Source organism: Ignavibacteria bacterium (assembly GCA_016707005.1).
Lineage (GTDB): Bacteria > Bacteroidota > Ignavibacteria > Kapaibacteriales > Kapaibacteriaceae > UBA10438.
In genome coordinates, this window is the sequence record JADJIQ010000005.1 from 282123 (window position 1) to 300928 (window position 18806).

Below are 18806 nucleotides of genomic sequence, written 5' to 3' on the forward strand. Positions count from 1 at the left end.
CGAGTTGTGTCCCCCACCTCAGAGAACCACCTCAAGGCTGCAAAGAAGTTCTCCAACAAAACCATCCTTCGTTACGACATAACGAACGGCAGTATCAGCGAATGAGTAATGGAACTCCCACTTCGTACGTGCACCCTCACCGCGGAACTGCACAATATCGGCAACGATATCGAGCTGTTCTTGAGTCCACGTCAAGCATGGGTTCCACACCGTCATGGCGATGAGGACGGTCCAAAAAAATCGAGCGTTTGTCATAGTGGTGATCCGCCGTAAAAGAACAATGCCGTCGATCGAGGTGATCAACGGCATTGAGAGAAGACCTTACATTATCAGCCGAGGATCAGTTGAATCGCATCGCAATGCTAAGACGACTGATGAGGCCAAGATTTTGTGTAGGGTTGATCGAATAATCGACCTGACCTTCAAAACCGCCGCCATTATACTTCAGACCTACCCCGCCAGCCAGACCGAACTGATCCGAGCCGAAGCGATATCCTGCACGTACGCTGACGAATTCTTTCCAAGTGTATTCTGTGCCGATAGCGAATTGCTCTGGCACGTCAGAGAATGTCTCGAAGTCAACAGCGGCCATCCACGAATGTTGAAGCACACCATCGGCGTCGATCTCCGGCTCAAACACAGCCCCTTTGCAGAGATCTGCGCCAAGACCGATGCGGAATGACAGCGGGACGTTGAAGTCCGATGTCTGCATCTGCATGTCGAGCGGCATGGTATTGATACCATCCGTTGGAGGATTGGTGCGTGTTACGTTCGGTCCTGTATAGGCTTGTTGCGTTCCAAGGGAGTTCACAGAGAAGGCCAAGACCAATCCGTTGAAGCCTGTATTGTAACGCGTACCAACATCGAAGACAAATCCTGATGCGGACATGTTCGTGAAGGCATGCTGCACGTATTTGGCAGTGGCGCCGAATGCGAACTGCTCGGTGAGGTAGCCAGCAAGTGTGAGACCGATAGCGATATCGCTCACGTTGTAAATACCGCCGGTACCTTCTTGTTGGTCCGTTGTGGTAACGTTGATGTCACCACTGGAGAAGCCTGTGAAGCTAGCCGCTAGTCGGAACTTCTCGCCGACAGGGATGGCAACGGCCGCAAAGCTGTGCGACATTCCGGCGAACCAGAACGTTTGGCTGAAGTCGGCCGCGAACCTCTTCACATCCGCCAATCCTGCCGGATTCCAGAAGATCGAGGTAACGTCATTTGACAATGACGAATATGCACCGGCCATACCGGTACCGCGGGCGCCAACACCGATCTTGAGGAACTGTCCTCCGGAGAGACCGACCTTGGTGAAATCGCCGGCTGTTACTGCGATAAGCTGCGCCGATACGATCGACGAAGAGAAGCAAAGCAGGACAGCCGCAAGCGCGAGACGAAGTGTAGTGTTCATGTTCTTCATTGGGTGTCCTCCTTACTCTCCGTCACCAACAACACGAGCCGGGCCTACAACGACCGCGAATTTCCGGTAGATGCTTACGCCCTCCGGAGTCTCGATCTTTGCCACAAGCATCTGGCTTGCCACGCGCTGGTTGTTCTTGGAAATGAGCGTCCAGACATCGGCACCGGCCTTATCAGGTGTTACGCCGTTCAATTCATTATGCTCGATGGTAGTGATGATCTCACCATTCGTGTTGTAGATCGTGATCGTACAGACACGCGGTAGTCGCGTGAAGTAGATCATGCCTTCGAACGGCGTGCTTACACCTTCGTGGGTTACGTAGTATGGATTTGGAACAACCTGAACCTGTTCAAGTTGTTCTTCCGTGTACGATTGTGAACGTGTAGTTGCAGAATACTGATCATATTCTGCGACCTTGATATATGCCTTTGTGCTGTCGAACGGGAAGCCGAAGGCACCACCGAAGGTCATGAACCGCACCTTGTCACCTGCCTTGAAATCTTCCGTTGGGAATTCCGTTGGCGGGTTGGAGGTAGTAGGAGCATTCTCAACTGCTGCAAGGCTCGATGTGCGACGTCCGCGCAGTGAATAGTCAACAACGAATTGGCAGCCACCGATCGTGAACATATTAAGGAAGTCCAAGGTGTCCTTGCCTGTTGTAGACACGTTGCGTGACTTATAGTACCGCAACTGCTGTCCAACCGGGCGACCTGAATTTGACTCCGCAGCATAGAAGCGGAGACGAGCCGGGCTCCACTCGCCGTTACGTGAGTTACGCCATCCGAACGCAGCACTACCAAAATTCCCCATCAGAATAGACTCAGGATTTGGGAACGAGCGCTGTTGCACCTGGGTGAGAGGAGCGTAGTCCAACACCTGTGGTTTGAGATCGAAGTCATATCCAACAGTTGCTTTGCCGACGGTGCCGTCAGGACGAGGATCGTCGCGCTCGAATGAATACACGTTCTTCACATCGAATGTCAGGTATGGCACGTTCTGGAAGGTCATCGTTGAGTCCTTGCCAACATCATCAGTGGTGTTGAGCTGGAACTTTGTTGTGATGTTCTCCGTGCCACCATCCTTGAATGTCACTTCATAGATACCAGGGCCATTGTTATAACTCACTTCCCACGGTTGGGCAGGTACAAAGCCCGGATACGGAAGTTGGACGTATGCCGGTGGAGGATTCAGCGGATTGGAGTTATCAAACACGCTTGCCGGAAGATTACTCTTCTTTACGGATACAATAGGCGGACCGCTAACCGTGTAGGCAGTGTCTGTGCGATACACACCACCCCATTGCTCCATTGCATAATCGAACGCAATACCCAAAGCGCCGAGGGCATACTTGTTTGAGAAACAATATGCGTCGGATGAAAAAGTTCCGGAGCGGATGACTTTTTCGCGCGAGTCTGGCATGCCGAACGTGGTAGTGTCGAATCTGTTGAATGATCCGTCTGGATTGTATACAGTATCAATGGTGATGCCGAATGAGTCCGCGTATACGCCAGAATTCTCAGAGAAGTATCCCGGAAGACCTCCGCCTGAGGCTTGGCCACAGAGTTCCGGAGGCAAGAGGCTCGACCACGTATTGAGGTTCTGTCTTGTTGCGGAATCACGAAGGATGAAGACAACGCCATAGAGGCCCTGGCCGGCTGTTGTCGCCTGAGGGTCACGGTTAAAGTCACTCCAGAGTCGGAAGAACTCAAGCTCAAGGGTTCGGCCTGCAAACAACTGATTGAATCGCTGAGGGTCATCAACTAGGAGTCGGACGTTATAGATGCCGCCCAACTTCTTCCGATTGACGTCATCGCTTGAGAACGAGAATGAAACAGCACTTCCTGGACGAGATGCCAATGGAGTTACCGTTACAACATTCGAAAGTCCAACGGAGCGGTTGTTCAGCTTTGATGGAGTTGGAAGTAGGAAGTCGCCTTCATCATAGCCTCGCACCGCATAGGTGTAGTCGATGTTATTGATGAGCTTCTCACTTGCTTCCGGATTACTCGAATAGTCAATGCGTCCGTCACGATTATCATCGCCTTGGTCAAAGAACACCCGGCCATTCGTCTGGTCACGCATATTGCGCGCGATGAGCTCACGACGAACTTCATTCGTCTCTTCCCAAGGTCGCTTAGATGCAACCACTGTTTTTGAACCATCAGACCCTACGATCGTGTCCGTATCGTTGAAGAGGAATGGATCCTGCTTCACTCGGCGGGCGAGGATGAGTTTGACAAGCGAGTCTTTGGCCACCTTAGCCGCAACTGTATCCAGCTGAAGTGTTTGACCGGTGCGGCCAACTAGCGGGAGTGTTTCGATCAGCGTTGTGAAATAGGTGAAGCGAATCGAATCGAGCTTGTCAAAGTTCGGAACGCCTGCCGTTGTCCCTGACGTAATGATCGTTGAATCTGTTCGATTGATACGAAGCCCATAACGTGGATCGCGAGCACGAATCAACTGCGAGAAATAAGAACCCCACGGCTCTTGATTCTGATTGATCGTGCGAACAACCATGAACTTCTGCTGTCCGGGCTTGATCACGTCGATGATCGAGAACTGATCCATACGCGCACCCGTATTGCCGAAGGAAACACTACCATCCTTCAGAAATGGTGTAGCCAGTTGAAACTGACCGATCTGCTTCCAAGCAAGTGGGCCTTTACGAGCATTCTCTTGAAAATCGACGCTAAACGTGTCTTGGTCGGTACGACGAGCACGATATATGCGATAACCAAAGAAATCTAGGCCGCGTTCGAGCGTATCCACCGACAATTCAGCAGTTGAGTCCCATTGGAACACAACGGCATTGTTGAGCGGAAGGAAGCCCTCTGGTGGGATCGCAATGAAGCTATTGATACCCGTTGTGGAGCCTGCAGGCGCACCCTTGATGATCGAGATCCCGGGGGCATTCGGTGCACGGAATTGGTTGTCATAGACGAACTGTGCAAAACGAACCTTACGGATCAATTCTGCCATGTCTTCTGTTGTCCCTGTAGCATCACCACCGAGGCCAGTTGCACCGAGGATGATACCTACAACGATACGTGCCGAATCACCCGGACGCATGTTGAAGGGCCCTGTAGCCATCATCAAACGGCGGTCACCGGGACCCAGATCCGGATCCTTGCGCTGACTTGAGATGAAGTTATACCGGTCTTCGTTTTCGATCGGGTCTTCCGTGATCGGCCAGTTACGCATCGTCTGAAGGCCGAGTTGCTCTGAGACCGGAAATTGACGCTTGTCCTTGCGGAGGTATTTCTCCGCATCAATGGCTGGCGACTCAAGGAAGTTGAATCCGAGGTATCCGAATCCTTGGTTGGCTTCGCCACGGTCTGCGTTGGTCCATTGCACGGCAAGGTTCAATTCCGGCGCTTCGAGATAGTAGCGAGCACGGTCATTCTGTGCACCGCCAACAGGATTTGTTTGGAGAGCAATATCAACGTCCTGAACAGCAGCCATCCAGCAATCGTAGAGCGTGTCTTGGTACTTGATTGGGTGGATGAACATGTACTTCAGGAAGACGAAGTCTGCATAGTCACCAAAGCCCCATGAGTAGACGATCTGCTCGATCTGCATACCGAAAGGATATCCGTCTGCCTTGCGCTTGGTAACGCCCCCTTCATAATAGCTGAGGTCAGTGTCCTTGAATGTGCAGAACACGTCCTCTTCAGAGATGAAGGCCGGACCCTTTGAATAGTTCGTCTTGAACCGTTGCGCAGGGTCATTTACATACAGACCGTAGTAGTTGTTGTAGCGGATGGTGTCGGCCGGGCTAGTGTCCCAGATCGGCCAACGCGGAAACGTAGGATTCTGGAAGTCCAGACCGTCCGTGGAATTGAAATCTGTTGAGAAATACGTCCGGTACTTGTTGACGCCAGCATCGGTGGTGGTGTTCACTTCATCACCATCTTCAATGGTGCCCGGCACCATCCAAGACAGACCCGAATTCGGATTATAGGTGATCATAACGCGCTTACGGAGCGAGTCAGATCCAGGTGGTCTCTTGCGAGCACCGAACCATGCACCACCGGCAAAGATGTATTGGTTACGGCGTCCGCGCGGCCAGAATGTACCACCAACACCGTTCCGAACATCAAAGCCAAAGATCCCATAATTGGTGATCTGAAAATCGATATTCGACACAACGTTTCGTTGTTGATCGAATACGCCGCGTGGCGTTCGTTGCACGCTTTCGCCACCTTTGTCTTTCGACTTCGGTGTGGTTCCGGCCGTTCCTGCTTGTGCCGTCACGGTGACCATGGCAAGCATGGTAGCGACCGCGATGCAGAGCATCCATCGTTGATTCATGACATCTCCAGTGTTCTGCTTCATGTTCATTGTTGGTCTCCGCGTCAGAATCTGAATGCAACAGCGAAGTACGCTGTACGCGGGAATTGATAGTTGCCACGCTGTGCTACAACATCAGCCACATACTCTTGATAGCCGCGATAGGTCTCTTCATTCGTTACACGACCATCGTTGTTGAAGTCTACGAGTGGCTGATAAAGCCTCTTGCCGATACGATCATACTGAGACGGGGCGAGTGAAGCCTTGTTCACTGGGTCCGCGTCTCGGTAATACGTTACCTGCGGGAAGTCTGATGGTTGGCGGTTCAGAGTCGTTCCGTTATAGTCCGGACTTCCCGTTGCTGTGTAGTAGGATACAGCACCGGTGAAGTTCAAGAGATTCGTTACGTCGAGTGTGAGATCGATCGCGGAATTCCCGCCGAGGACATCACCCAGTGGAATTGTACGTGTGATACGAAGCTCAGTGTTCCACGTTGCCGGGAAGCGTGCCGAATTGATCTGACCTGCCGCCTGTCCACGGGCGTCGACCGGTGTATATGGAAGACCGGTCTGCCAAGAACCAGAGACGTTCATTGTGAAATACTCAAGGAAGGTGATGCCGCCGATAGACGGGCCTTCATCATTACCCCAACTGAATCCTAGCTGACCGTTCACGCGGTTGCGTAGGTCAAAGCTGAGCGGGAAGTCTGTTACAGGGAAGGCAGGGTTGCCCGTATATGGGTCAAGAGCGACCGTTGTTGCGCTGTTATTTGCCGTTCCTGTAGCTGAAGACAATGTGTAGTTGATGTTGAACTGCCAGTTATCGGTTAGTCTCTTTTGGAACGTAAGCTCTACACCGCGTGCATTTCCATAATCAGCCAATACCTGCTGATAGAATGGCGTTGGAGCAACACGGACGTAGGCAAGGCCAGACTGATTATAGATGTCCTTGTAATAACCCGTGATGGTAACCGCAAGATCATCGGTCAGCTGTTGGTTATATGCCACCTGATACTGGTTTGTCCGCTGCATTTCCATGTTTGGATTACCCAGAGACTGGGAACCGCGAAGCTGGAATGCATTGAAGGAATCATAGAAATCAGACCATGGTGGTGCCTGATAATAGATACCGTAGGAGAGCTGGAAATTCTGACGTTCGGTGAGTGGATACGTAATGGAGATACGAGGACTGAAGTAGAACTTCGGCTTCACCTCAGCAAAACCCGTAGGGCTGCCGAACGGATAGAACTGATCGAAGCTCGTACGATAGAGCGCATCTGCGTTCAAGTAGTCTACACGGAGACCTGGAGTGAACACAAGCCCCTTGAACATGATCTGATCTTGTACGAAAACAGCCGCAGTTGTTGGGGTGTATGGCTTCTCTGACTCTGCCTTAGCGTTTAAGGCCGCTGGGTCATTCAACTTTGTATCGAAGTATAGATTACCTCCGTAGAGGTCGCCATAGACGTCATAGAACGGTGCACCATCCCAAGGTGAAGCGTTGAGGTGACGCTGCAGATTCAGTGAACGGAACTCGACACCTGCCTTAAGCACATGCCTTGTTTCACCAAATTCCGCATTGTGTGTGATGTTACCATCGATTTGGAAGAACGTTGCTTTACGGAAGTCAACACCCGTTTCATTGCCACGAGCAGCGAAATAGCTAATCAGACCATAAGGATTTGCTGTGGACTGGAAATCCGGTGGGCCCTCCACATACCCGGTGATCGGATTACGCTTCGTCGTTTCGATCTTTACGTAGCCATCCTCAGTATACACAGTCTCCCGCAAGTAATCGTAGGCATCAAGGATCTTATTAGCCTCTCCTTGAATGTATGAGGTATCATTAGCACCGAGGTTGTCTTCCGGGTAGTAGACATCAAATCCACTGAAGATACCGGGTGCATCAAACGTCTTACGTTTTGCGTTCTCGGTTGTTTTTCCGTTGAAGGAACCACGGATTTCATACACGGTATTTTGACCGAGTGTATGATTCAATTGTGCGAAAGCATTCGAACTATACTCTTGCACTGCTACCTGCTTTGCTGTTCGAGTTGGAACGCCGTTCGGCGAAGCCCCAGAAATGGGATCTCCTGAATTGTTCGTCACAACACCTTGGTCATTGGCGTATAGCCAACCCCAGCTACTGCGCTCATAGTTTCCTAGGCCATACATACCACCAACAAGAAGGGCAATGTCATTGTCAAGCTGGAAACGCAAACGACCAGTGATATTACGTGCCCATGTGCGCTCGTTTGGCCGCATGCCGATGTTGTTGCCGATCGGGTCCATAACCTGGAGTCCGAAGTTGCGGTGATTCTGATAGGTATTGCGCACTGCAATGAAAAAGGTGGAACGGTTGAAGCCAAGCGGACCACCCAACGTAACGTCCACTAAATCTTCGAGCGGATACCCTGCGTCAACTCCATTACCTGCTGTACCAAAGAGGAACGGAACATCCTTCCGCCAGCGAACAAGACCTTCGAACCTGTCTGTTTTTCCTGTTCTAACAACGGTATTGACAATAGCGCCTGTAGCATTTCCGTATTCAGCACCGAAACCACCGGTTTGAGCTTGCACTTCTTCTGTTGCAAATGGGCTCGGCATTGCCGCGGAATTGGTCGCTCCGGAGGTACCGAGGCCCCCAGTAAACTGGTCCGTTACGGTAAGGCCATCAACAAGCACCTGGGTCTCTGTCGTACGTGAACCACGAACAATGAAGTTGTTACCGGACGCACGGATGCCGGCGTTAAGTGACAAGGCTGAGGCGATGTTATCGCGAGCCACCTTCGTCATGTCGGAGCCCTTAATGGTACGTGATGTACCAATGTCCGTACTACGGATCATTTCTCGGTCTGCCGAGACGTCGATCGTCTTCATCTTTACACCACCAACCGAGAGTTCGAAATTCACGGTGAGCGTCTGATCGGCAATGATCGAGATCCTCTTTACGGCAGTGTCATAACCAACGGCTGTAACACGGACATCCCATGTACCAGCGTTGATGTTGACGATCGCAAACGAACCGTTGATCTTCGTGATACCACCGCGAGTGGTCTCAAGAACACGGACCGTTGCGCCTGGAACCGGCTTGCCGTCTTTATCCAAGACCTTGCCGGTGAGAATACCGGTGATCCCGGCCCAAGACGCCGCGCTGGCGGCAATGAGAAGGATCGCGACGAGAAGGTACCGATGTACCATGGATCTACTCCTGAAGGACTCGATGGACATTTTTTCTTTTTTCTTCTTGATCAACGGACCACGACAACAGGCACTACGGTGCGTAGCCCGTTCTGCTCAACAACACAATGGTAGGTGCCGGCAGCGAGTGACCGCGTTGCGATCACGAGTTCCCATTCACCTTGTGCTGTTGGACTTTGCGATGTCATGATGGTCTCTCCGAGTGTCGAGAGAAGGGACACCGTCATTCTTCCACTAGTTACACTGTTGATTCGAACCGTTGCAACATCATACGCCGGGTTCGGCATTACTCGGACAGTTGCGTCAAGGACAGCACCCTCTTCATCAACACTGTTCACAGGGGTTAACAATGCTACATCATAGGCCGCGAACATAACCTTGGCTGCGTCTGCTGGTGTCTCAACATTTGTAACGCGATCGCCCGGGTTCGGACTTGCGCTGTAGGCCATATACATACGACCGTTGAGCACATCGTCACAAAGTGTGCCGTACTGACAATTCACGCCGTCACCGGTTAGGTCTGTAGGGGGCGACCAGATATTCACACCGGCTGGCTTATAAGTTGCCCATACATGTCCGTTGAGTGCATCAACCGAAACAAGTGTGTCCGGCTCATTCTGTGGATTGCCACCCGTTGTGTCTGCGAGAATGTTCTTCGTATCACCGTTCTTGAACGAACCGTACAAACAATACACAGTGTTCTGTGCATCGATGCCAAGCTGAGGCCAGCGGCTCACACCATCGAACACGCGCAAGTTCATCACATAGCCTTCACCATCCCACGTTGATCCATTCGGTGGCGCCATGAAGAAGAGATTGGTCTCACCTTCTTTCGTATACAGCATGCCAAGATCTGTTAGGAATTCTTTGCGATTGAGAATGAAGATCGTGCCGGTCCGAGTACCATTTGTGTCTTTGCGTACAACATGCGAAGGCACTACACCCATCACATAGTGAGAGATGCCCTCAGAGTCAATGATCACATCAAGGTGACCATTTGGCGTTGGTACAGTGTCTGAATACACTTCAAAGGTTCCGTACTGATTCAACGCCGAGTCGATGTCTGTGTATTGAGGCGAGAAGATGACCCGAGCCTCTTCGGACGGCCACGTCGCTCCACCGTCGGTAGAGGTGCGCGAGATCATACGCAACGAGTTGTCCGTGTAGACGATAACAACCTTACTGCCGCGAGCAGTTACCGCATAGGTATCTCCTCCAAGTCCAACAGGAGTTGCACCTTCCGGCGCTCCAGACCCAGTGAAGATCGTTTCGCTACTCCAAGAGAATCCGCCATCGGTGGAACGACGATACCCAACTTGTGGAGAGCCGTCAGGCAGGGTGCGGTTATAGATCAAATGGGTGTTGCCCTGACCATCCACAGCAGCACGCGGCCATAGTGATGAGTCAGCCGGTGATGTTACTTCCTTGAAGAAGATCGGTTGATCTCCAACACCGGAGTTTCCATAGAAGCGGATCGGTGTGTGAGACGGTGTACCGATGAGTCCATCAGCATATTGAACAAGTGATGGCCATCCGGCTCGCTGCGTTTCGATCTTTTGCCAGTCCTCAATTCCCAGCGCCGGTGCATCCGGGGCAGAAACCTCAAGGAAGGTGTAATGGGTACCGCGATTGTTGCCGGCAAAACCAGGAATACGTGTTGTTAGGTCGCGCGTGGAGTCTTTCGAGGTCATCCAAACCATCTGGACGTATTTGTCCGGGCCATCAGCATAGTATGCAAGACGGTTGGACATAGCTCCGTTGGTTTGGAAATCGTAGTACGTAAAGCCAACCTCAATACCGGGGAGCCCGGCTTGAACGGCATCCACAACCTTCGGAGTGCGATGGCCGAGGATCGGAGACGAAACGGCCTCGCGATACTCTACGTCGTTTTGAGTGGTTGAAACTTTCCCAATGGACTGCCGTACTGGCGCACTCACGGACGTTTGAGGCCGTGGCACAACGATGTTCTTAGCGCTCTTTAGCGACTGGGCAGGCGAAGCCGTGCCTGCAATTGCAAGCGCAAGGACAACACCATACATATGGAATTGCGTCAAAAAACGGTTCATTCCATCTCCTGTATTACAACTTCTTCATAAGAGGGCGCACGAGGCGGTGCGCAATATACAATGGTTTTGAAACCATTACGGGGTGATTTGAAGGCCAACAACGGCATTGAATAATATCCCCTGCATCGTACGTGCTTCCGCTCCAACGGATAGCGATACCCATTTCTGCAAATTCACCTGTCCGGTAACACGCCCGTATCCGATGATTCCTAGATCGTCGACGCCTACACCCCCACGCACAAGGAGCTCACCAACTCCGGATCGGAGCAGTGACTTCTGGATAAATGCTGTCCCCCAAAGCCGGGAAACTGTGGATGTGGTGGTGATCGAACCACGGTCATATTCACCAGTGGGTGCAGGGTCGAGCTTTGACGGCCGACCACTTTCGCCCGGAACTCGCCCGGTCCAAATGGCTCCGGGCTCAACTCGCCGGATGTTCGCCGTAGTCACAACATCATTGGCATAGGAAATAGACCCGAATTCGAGTCCTACAACCAGACCTTCTCCTACGCCAAATCCCACACTCTGAGATATGATGCGGGCATTGGATACTGTGGGTTCACTGCCGCCAAATCCGGTTCCAACATAGGTCCCAAGTACAACGGCCAAGGATGGGGGAAGGGGCTCCTCGACATACTCTGGCCGTTGGTCCGGCAGACCGTCCTGCCCTGACGGCATATCAGTAAACAGAGAGGCAATTGACGGTAATGTGGCCATGGAGGACTCTGTATTCCCCTGAGAACCTCGTTCGGCAGTACCCGCATCTGCTGGAACCATGCCTGCCTCCGTGGCAGGAGCGGGATCTTGGGTTGCCCCAGCAAGCCGACCGGTCTTGCGAACTGGCACGCTCTCAGCGGAACCGACAGTTACGCCATCAGTGTTAGCGGCAACATTTGCCTGAGCGCGAAGCTCCGTGAGATGCATCATCACATCCTGAACAGGAATGGTAAGGGCAAACAACCCTACCACCATCGCTGCCATCAAGCGCTGCATGCGGAGACCGCCGCCGCCGCCAGGTGAACGCAGCGGTCTGGCTGCTGCAGAGTCGATCCGGGCAAAAACCGCAGTCAGCGTATCCTCACGTGTATCCTCTGGGACCTCGATAGGATCGGCGCAGGACATAGCGATATGAATGAGGATGGCCGCATCAAAGGCTTCTTTTGCAGCAGGATCTTCGGAGATCCGCTTACGGAGCTCCATGTCCTCTTCGATCGAGAGATCGCCGTCGAGATATTTCGAGACGAGAATGTCCGGTATCATTTTTCGTGCAGCACAACTGCTGCGAGAAGTTTGCGCATCATGAGTCGGGCGCGATGCACGCGCACCTTGGCCAGCGAAATGTCGATCGAACAGATGTCTGCGATCTCCTGATAGGAGTGCCCTTCATACTCTCGCAGGATCATAGCCTCACGCAGAGCGTGCGGAAGGACCTTCATCGCACGTTCGATCTGTTCACGAAGGGCTATATCTACGTCGGCGTCTTCCTTCCAAGCATGAGCCCCCTCATCAAAAGCTTCATGGGTCTTACGCCTGGACCGGATCATGTTCAGACAAGTTCTGCGGGCGATCACAAAGAGCCAGGAGCGGACATTGTCTCCGCGGAGTTCCTCGCGATGCTCATAGAAGCGAATGAAGGTGTCTTGGAAGGCATCTTTGGCCGCGGCCTCATCATCCAGCATGTGCCTGCAGAAGCGGTACACGGCGCTCTGATAGAGATCGTAGATCGTGCGGAATGCTGCTCTGTCACCTTGCCGGAATGCAGCTACCACCAGAGTGAGTTCCTCTGGAGGTAGTGGTTTGCCGGTATGGTTGCTGCGTCCGCGCATGATGATCAACCCTTCGTTAGGAGGTTGACAACGCGGAGCAAAAAAGAGTTACAGGGAGACCACCCAATTCACCAAGGTGAGTGCGCCGAACACGAGCATGGTGATGATCCAGACAACGAGACCTACAACGATTCCAAACCGACGATGAAGTCCACCCCACGTGGTAAGGGCTATAGCGATGGCGATATACTGCCACACGGACACAAGACTGATCCGTTGGAGCCATGTGAAAAGGACCGGTGCCTCTAAGGGGCTTATGAAGATCCCGGCATGGAGTCCGGCCCGAGCGGTATGGAAGTATAAATGACTGGTAGTTGTGAGGGCGAGGTCAGCACACTGCAACAATGCCGACGACGCAACGGAGACCATGGCCATTGAATATGTGACCGGTGCATCGGTCATGAACCTGGTCATTACAAGGAACAGGCCGGCCAGCGCGGCGATCGATACGATGGTCACCATCAACGCGCCGCCGAGCGCGCCTGTGAACTGACGTTGTGGCGAAGAAAGGTCGAGCTGCGCATCCTTCACCGGAGCAACAGCTGCATTCTGCGTAAGAATGCGAGACTCAACGGCCAGCGATACATCTCCATTCTCGAGCATTGCACACCACGTGCTTGTCATGGCAATGAGCAAGACGGCTATGGCGAAGATCGCCATAGCCGTTTGCGGTGTTGCTTCTTGAACTCTCCACGGCGCAACAAGAAAATGCCAGAGAGCCTTACCTGCAGAAATGATTCGCACGAAGGATCAGCCCCTTACTTCGTTGGCGGAGTGAAGAGTGCATCGGTGATCGGTGCATTGACGGAATAGGAAGACCGCATCGTCATGGAGTAGATGCTGTTCTGGATGTGTGTAACACCCGGCAGCTTCACACCACCAACGGTTGTGTAGTCTTCGTACTTCTCTGTCGTGGTGAGGATCCCCTGTTGTGTCTGCTCGTCCTTTTCAAGGCGCGCGACCAACATTGTTTTCTCGTCGATGAAATATCGATCTGCCCGACCAAATGGACTGGTAGCCTCAAGAAGGATCATTCCATCGCGCTTGCCCTTCACGGTAACCGTGTATCCATCGGAAAGGATGGTAGCGAATGGGAAGATGCGCGCTTCAAGGATGAGTTTGGCTGATTCGTCCTTGCTCTGCTCCCCTGCCGGACCATTCATCATGGAGACCCATGCAGATGTTCCGTTGATCCATTGAGATTGCTTCATCACGCCGAGATCCATCACTGACATCTCTTTATTCGGCGCCGAAACGGTGCGTTCGAAGGTTCCGTTCATGTCGCGACCTTGCATCTTCATCTCAACGGTGCCCTTGATCACTACGTTCTTTACGGAGTCAACCGCAGCACGTCCACCAACGGCTTCAACATATTTGTCAACGATCTGTTGTGCCGTGAGGTTCACCGGCTCCAATGCTGCTGCCTTGGCAGGTTCAAGATCGAGGGTGAATTCTTTGATCGGACCGAACTGCTCCAGCTTTGATCGTATGTCCGGACTGCCAACAACGATGAGTCTCAGGTTGAACATGTTGAGGTATCTGCTTGCTGCCTCTTGAATGTCACCCTCAGAAAGCGCTTGAATATGCGAAGTATGGTTGATGACCTTGTCAATGGATATGTCACTCAACCAAGCATTCTGAAGAACCGCGGCTACAGTACCAGCACGCTCAAAGGCGATCTGATATCCACCAACCACAGAGGCGATCCGACGTTTAAGCGCTGCCTCTTCCGGGCCTTCGCCGGCCAGTTTGCGAAGCTCTCGATAGATCACCGTGATCGCCGAGTCTGTCACAGCGTTGCGCACTTCCGAACCAAGTGCGATACGATTGTAACGACGTCCGCGCGTAAGCGTCGAAAACGGTGAGTAGGTATAGGAGTACGTCTCGCGCAAGGTATTGAACAGCATGCTGCCAAAGCCACCTCCTACGTAACTCACCATGATGTCAGTAGCATCGTAGTCTGGCGAGCTAACGGCTGGACCTGCTGCACTAACGATGATCGTACTTTGAACGGAACCCTTGCGGGGCACGAAGTAGACACCTGCCGGCTCTGTTGTCATCTTCGGGAAATCCACCTCCGGACGTGTGCCTTTTTCCCACGAGGTGAAGTACTTCTTCAGAAGATCACGTGCTTCCTTCTCAGTGATGTCGCCAACGATGGCGATTGAGGCAGAATTCGGTCTGATGTAGTCACGATGGAAGGTCACAACATCTTCTCGAGTAACAGACTCAATGGTCTTCTCTGAGGTGCGGCGTGCAAGAGGATTGTCCATTCCATAGATCACCTTGCGCGAGAGCGCGGTGGCGATCTCCATCCCACGCGACCGTCTGCTCTGGACGCTCGCCTGATACTGTTGCTTGAGTTTCTTCAACTCCTCTTCATCGAACGTAGGCTCGCGCAATTGTTCGCTTAAGATCGAGAGTACCGTGTTTGTGTGGCGCTTCAGGAACGAGGCATTGATGGTCATCGACTCACCGGCAGTGGACACCGAGATACCGGCACCTACGCCATCGAGCGTCTCAGCGATCATCTGCGCCGTCCTGCTCTTCGTGCCCTTACCAAGCATGTCGCCTGCAATCGCAGCAGTGCCTTCCTTGCCCGTCGGATCATAGGCATCGCCGCCTCGGATCGCAAGGCTGAACGTGAGTGTTGGCTGCTCATGGTTCTCGATGAGATACACATGCAGTCCGTTTGACAAGGTGAATTCTTTGTACTCCGGGAACTGAAACGCCGTACCAGGGAGCGCATTTGGTCTGACGTTCAGATCTGGCGGATCGAGCTTCTCTGACTTCGGCGTCTCATCAGCCGAAGAAGGGGCTTGTGTGGCAGTCGATTTCTTTGCCTTCTTTGAAGATTTCTTCTTGGATGTCTGTGCGCCTGCTTCAAATGAGAGGACAGTAAAGAAACTCAGAGCAAGCAACGCGATTCGGTACATGGCTTTTGATGTTGTGTTGGTTTTCATGGTTCACCCCTTCACTGGCAAGTAGGTGAGAACAACGCGTTCGTTCGTTCCAAAGATCCTCTTTGCAACGCGCTGGATATCTGCCTTGGAGACCTTCATGTACTTGGCCATCTCGTCATTGATTGCGCTGGTCGACTTCTCAAAGCGATAGGCATTCGAGAGCGAAAGAGCCTTTTCGTAGACCTCCGTGCGACCTTCAACGAAGTTTGCTTCCGTGATATTCTTTGCCTTGGCGAGTTCTTCGTCAGTCACACCATCGCGAATCACCCGTGCGATCTCGGCATCGATGCTCTTCTCAACATCTGCAAGCCCCTTACCTGGTGCTGCGATCCCAACATAGAAGGCCATGCCTGTGAACTCGCGCTGGAACACAGAAAGATTGGCTTGTACAGCAACCTGTTGGCTGTCTATGATAGCACGGTAAAGTCTGGATGATTCGCCATTGGACATGATGGTGCTTAGAAGGTCCGCTGCGTAGGCATCCGGATCTGTCTGCGGCATAGCGCGGTACCCCACAAACAATGCGGGAAGTTGCGCCTTTGGATCGTTGATGGTCTCGCGCACTTCGCCCGACATCGGTACATATTCACTCACAACCGGACGACGTGGCTCTGGTGCCTTTGGATATCCACCGAAGTAGGCATTGATGGTCTCACGAACGAGTGCTTCGTCAAAGTCTCCGCTTACAACGAGGATCGCATTGTTCGGTTGATAGTACATATCGTAGAAGGCTTTGAACTCTGCGATCGATGCACTGTCGATGTGTTGTGCCGATCCGATCGGCGACCACTGATACGGCGTCCCTTTGAAGAGCACAGCTTGCACCTTCTCCATCCACCCGCCATACGGTGCGTTATCGTAGCGGTTCTTGCGCTCCTCTTTCACCACACCGCGTTGGGTTTCTACACCCACCGCGTTCACATGCAGCTTTCGCATGCGTTGTGCTTCGATCCAAAGGGCAAGACGTACTTGATTGGATGGAAGAACGAAGTGATAGACGGTCTGGTCGTTGCTCGTGAATGCATTGAGCTGTCCGCCTGCCCCATTCACCATCTTATCGATGGTAGCACGCTCAATGGCATCTGTTGATTCGAACATCAGATGCTCAAAGAAGTGCGCAAATCCTGTTCGCGCAGGGTCTTCATCACGTGAGCCAACCTTATAGTGAACCACGGTGGCAACAACGGGGGCTGAATGATCCTCGTGGAGGATCACATGCAATCCATTCGGCAGGTCATACTCAGTATAGGCAAGGGGCTTTGTTTGCGCCATGGCCGACAACGAGAGACCCACGATGACAACAGCAAGGGCTGCCATCCGGGAGGTCTGACGATTCATAGGGAAGTGTTCTCGATCGATGTGAAACGAAACGGAAGATTACGAAGGATAAGGGGAATTCGTGCAGAGACCACGGCCAGAAGAGTAAGGATGAGTCCGAGGATCGGCATTGGATCTCCGAGAACAGCATACAACGTACGATCTCCACTTCGCTGCGCGGCGACCATAACAGCCCCCTGCGTCATTGGAGCAATGGCAGGATGCGGATCTTCCGACCCATCGGATCGAATGATACCACTTACTCCGGAGTTCGCACATCGGATCACATTCCTGCGTTGCTCGACAGCGCGCATGCGGGCAATGTCGTAGTGCTGCTCCGGTCCCCACGTGCCGTTATACCACGCGTCGTTTGTGATGACGCATAAGATGTCCGAACCATTGTTCACGAGATCCCTGGCAACTTCGGGATAGATCGACTCGATACAAATGATCGTTCCGATCCGAGCGAGTGTATCACTCCCCTTTACCACAGGGAGTGGGAGTCTGGTCTGCCCCTTCCCCCATGCTGAGATACCTACGCCCCATTCTATCCACGACATGGCGAACGTGAGCTGATCCGCAAAGGGCAATCGTTCTGCAAATGGCGTCAACATCGACTTCCGATGGACCGGAACATCACTTTTGCCGGCGTTGATCATCATGGCCGCGTTGAAGGCGTCGAAGCGGACAGAAGGATCCACGCGTGACTGTCTAGCAGAAGGAGGTGCTTGACCGGGTGCATAGATCATGATATCTGCATAGCCGGCCAGCAAGGAGATGGATGAGGTATCAACCCACTGCTGCAGAACATCCCATTCGGGCATGAACCGCGGGTCCCTGATGGTATAGGGTATCGACGTCTCACTCCACACAACGACGTCGGCCACTACGCCGCTGTTGCGCATCGAATCCGTTAACTGCTGATGCATCCGAACTTGAGCGCGGGTATCACCCCACTTATCCCATGGGTCCTCATTAGGCTGGATGATCATCACGCGTACGTCGCTGGCTGCTCCAACGAGATCAGCAGCCTTCCAGACTCCAATTCCAAGCCACGAGGCCAGCACCAGACAGAGTGCAACAGCTTGGTAGACAACGGTTCGACCAACAACACGCTGAAGCGTGAGATAGACGATAGCCACATTCACGCATGCGATCAGAAAGCTCAGACCGTATACACCAACGGTGTCGGCGATCTGCGCGAACGGTGTATGGATGAGCGAATATCCCGTTGTAAGCCACGGGTACGAGGCATCCGTTTGCCCATGAAGCCACTCAAAACCAGCAATGGAAAGGGGCGCCATGAACAACATCCAGCCAGTACCAAGTCTGCGTCGAATGGAAGCCAAGGCAACGAATGGAAGCATCAGAAAGAACGGATGAAAGAGCCAAAGGGCAATACCGCTTGCAAACAGATACGGATCGGTACGTTCTTGCCACGAGCATACCCACCAATTGGTGAGACCATGATAGATCACAAATGTGAGATAGAACCAAGCCACGATCTTCCATGAGCGTGTTGCCCGCCCATCATCAATGATGGCGAGGAGTAACGGAACGAAACCCAAGAAGGACAACACGCCGGCCAAACCAAAAGGAAGAACCTGCGGGAATGCAAGACCGAGGAGTGTACCGCTCAGGGCAGCTCGGACAAATGGAGCACGAAGGATGGATGACATGGCTGGCCCAAAACTACGAACCGCTCCTGCGCCATTGGGCACAGGAGC

11 protein-coding genes are annotated in these 18806 nt (G+C 52.7%); all 11 read right to left on the reverse strand.

Annotated elements, in window-relative coordinates:
• Window positions 1-18: 18 nt before the first annotated feature.
• The 11 genes from IPI29_09745 to lnt all read right to left on the reverse strand — a co-directional run bounded on the left by IPI29_09745 (window position 19) and on the right by lnt (window position 18758).
• Complete coding sequence (locus IPI29_09745) at window positions 19-309, reverse strand: hypothetical protein (GenBank protein MBK7412823.1); 291 nt, start codon at window positions 307-309, stop codon at window positions 19-21.
• Window positions 310-340: 31 nt separating this feature from the next.
• Window positions 341-1417 (reverse strand): PorV/PorQ family protein, encoded by a 1077-nt coding sequence (locus IPI29_09750; protein MBK7412824.1) that lies wholly within the window; start codon window positions 1415-1417, stop codon window positions 341-343.
• A 12-nt stretch (window positions 1418-1429) separates the two neighbouring features.
• Window positions 1430-5728 (reverse strand): hypothetical protein, encoded by a 4299-nt coding sequence (locus IPI29_09755; protein MBK7412825.1) that lies wholly within the window; start codon window positions 5726-5728, stop codon window positions 1430-1432.
• Window positions 5729-5772: 44 nt separating this feature from the next.
• A complete protein-coding gene (locus tag IPI29_09760; protein ID MBK7412826.1) occupies window positions 5773-8907 on the reverse strand; it encodes a TonB-dependent receptor in 3135 nt (1044 codons plus the stop codon).
• A gap of 50 nt (window positions 8908-8957) precedes the next feature.
• Window positions 8958-10973: a hypothetical protein gene (locus IPI29_09765; protein ID MBK7412827.1), complete on the reverse strand. Its 2016-nt coding sequence runs from the start codon at window positions 10971-10973 to the stop codon at window positions 8958-8960.
• A 75-nt stretch (window positions 10974-11048) separates the two neighbouring features.
• Complete coding sequence (locus IPI29_09770) at window positions 11049-12233, reverse strand: hypothetical protein (GenBank protein ID MBK7412828.1); 1185 nt, start codon at window positions 12231-12233, stop codon at window positions 11049-11051.
• Window positions 12230-12799: an RNA polymerase sigma factor gene (locus IPI29_09775; GenBank protein MBK7412829.1), complete on the reverse strand. Its 570-nt coding sequence runs from the start codon at window positions 12797-12799 to the stop codon at window positions 12230-12232. The genes IPI29_09770 and IPI29_09775 overlap by 4 nt, the downstream gene beginning before the upstream one ends.
• Before the next feature lie 48 nt (window positions 12800-12847).
• The gene (locus IPI29_09780) at window positions 12848-13543 is read right to left on the reverse strand and encodes a hypothetical protein (GenBank protein ID MBK7412830.1); all 696 of its coding nucleotides are present in this window, start codon (window positions 13541-13543) and stop codon (window positions 12848-12850) included.
• Between the two features lie 14 nt (window positions 13544-13557).
• The gene (locus IPI29_09785; GenBank protein ID MBK7412831.1) at window positions 13558-15762 is read right to left on the reverse strand and encodes an insulinase family protein; all 2205 of its coding nucleotides are present in this window, start codon (window positions 15760-15762) and stop codon (window positions 13558-13560) included.
• A 3-nt stretch (window positions 15763-15765) separates the two neighbouring features.
• A complete protein-coding gene (locus IPI29_09790) occupies window positions 15766-17100 on the reverse strand; it encodes an insulinase family protein (protein MBK7412832.1) in 1335 nt (444 codons plus the stop codon).
• Window positions 17097-18758, reverse strand: coding sequence for an apolipoprotein N-acyltransferase (gene lnt, locus IPI29_09795; protein ID MBK7412833.1), 1662 nt, complete (start codon window positions 18756-18758; stop codon window positions 17097-17099). The genes IPI29_09790 and lnt overlap by 4 nt, the downstream gene beginning before the upstream one ends.
• Window positions 18759-18806: the final 48 nt, after the last annotated feature.

What these genes read in the sequence shown, in the direction of transcription:
- IPI29_09745 (MBK7412823.1), bottom strand. Translation starts at nt 309, where the DNA reads ATGCCGTTGATCACCTCGATCGACGGCATTGTTCTTTTACGGCGGATC.
- IPI29_09750 (MBK7412824.1), bottom strand. Translation starts at nt 1,417, where the DNA reads ATGAAGAACATGAACACTACACTTCGTCTCGCGCTTGCGGCTGTCCTG.
- IPI29_09755 (MBK7412825.1), bottom strand. Translation starts at nt 5,728, where the DNA reads ATGAATCAACGATGGATGCTCTGCATCGCGGTCGCTACCATGCTTGCC.
- IPI29_09760 (MBK7412826.1), bottom strand. Translation starts at nt 8,907, where the DNA reads ATGGTACATCGGTACCTTCTCGTCGCGATCCTTCTCATTGCCGCCAGC.
- IPI29_09765 (MBK7412827.1), bottom strand. Translation starts at nt 10,973, where the DNA reads ATGAACCGTTTTTTGACGCAATTCCATATGTATGGTGTTGTCCTTGCG.
- IPI29_09770 (MBK7412828.1), bottom strand. Translation starts at nt 12,233, where the DNA reads ATGATACCGGACATTCTCGTCTCGAAATATCTCGACGGCGATCTCTCG.
- IPI29_09775 (MBK7412829.1), bottom strand. Translation starts at nt 12,799, where the DNA reads ATGCGCGGACGCAGCAACCATACCGGCAAACCACTACCTCCAGAGGAA.
- IPI29_09785 (MBK7412831.1), bottom strand. Translation starts at nt 15,762, where the DNA reads ATGAAAACCAACACAACATCAAAAGCCATGTACCGAATCGCGTTGCTT.
- IPI29_09790 (MBK7412832.1), bottom strand. Translation starts at nt 17,100, where the DNA reads ATGAATCGTCAGACCTCCCGGATGGCAGCCCTTGCTGTTGTCATCGTG.
- lnt (MBK7412833.1), bottom strand. Translation starts at nt 18,758, where the DNA reads ATGTCATCCATCCTTCGTGCTCCATTTGTCCGAGCTGCCCTGAGCGGT.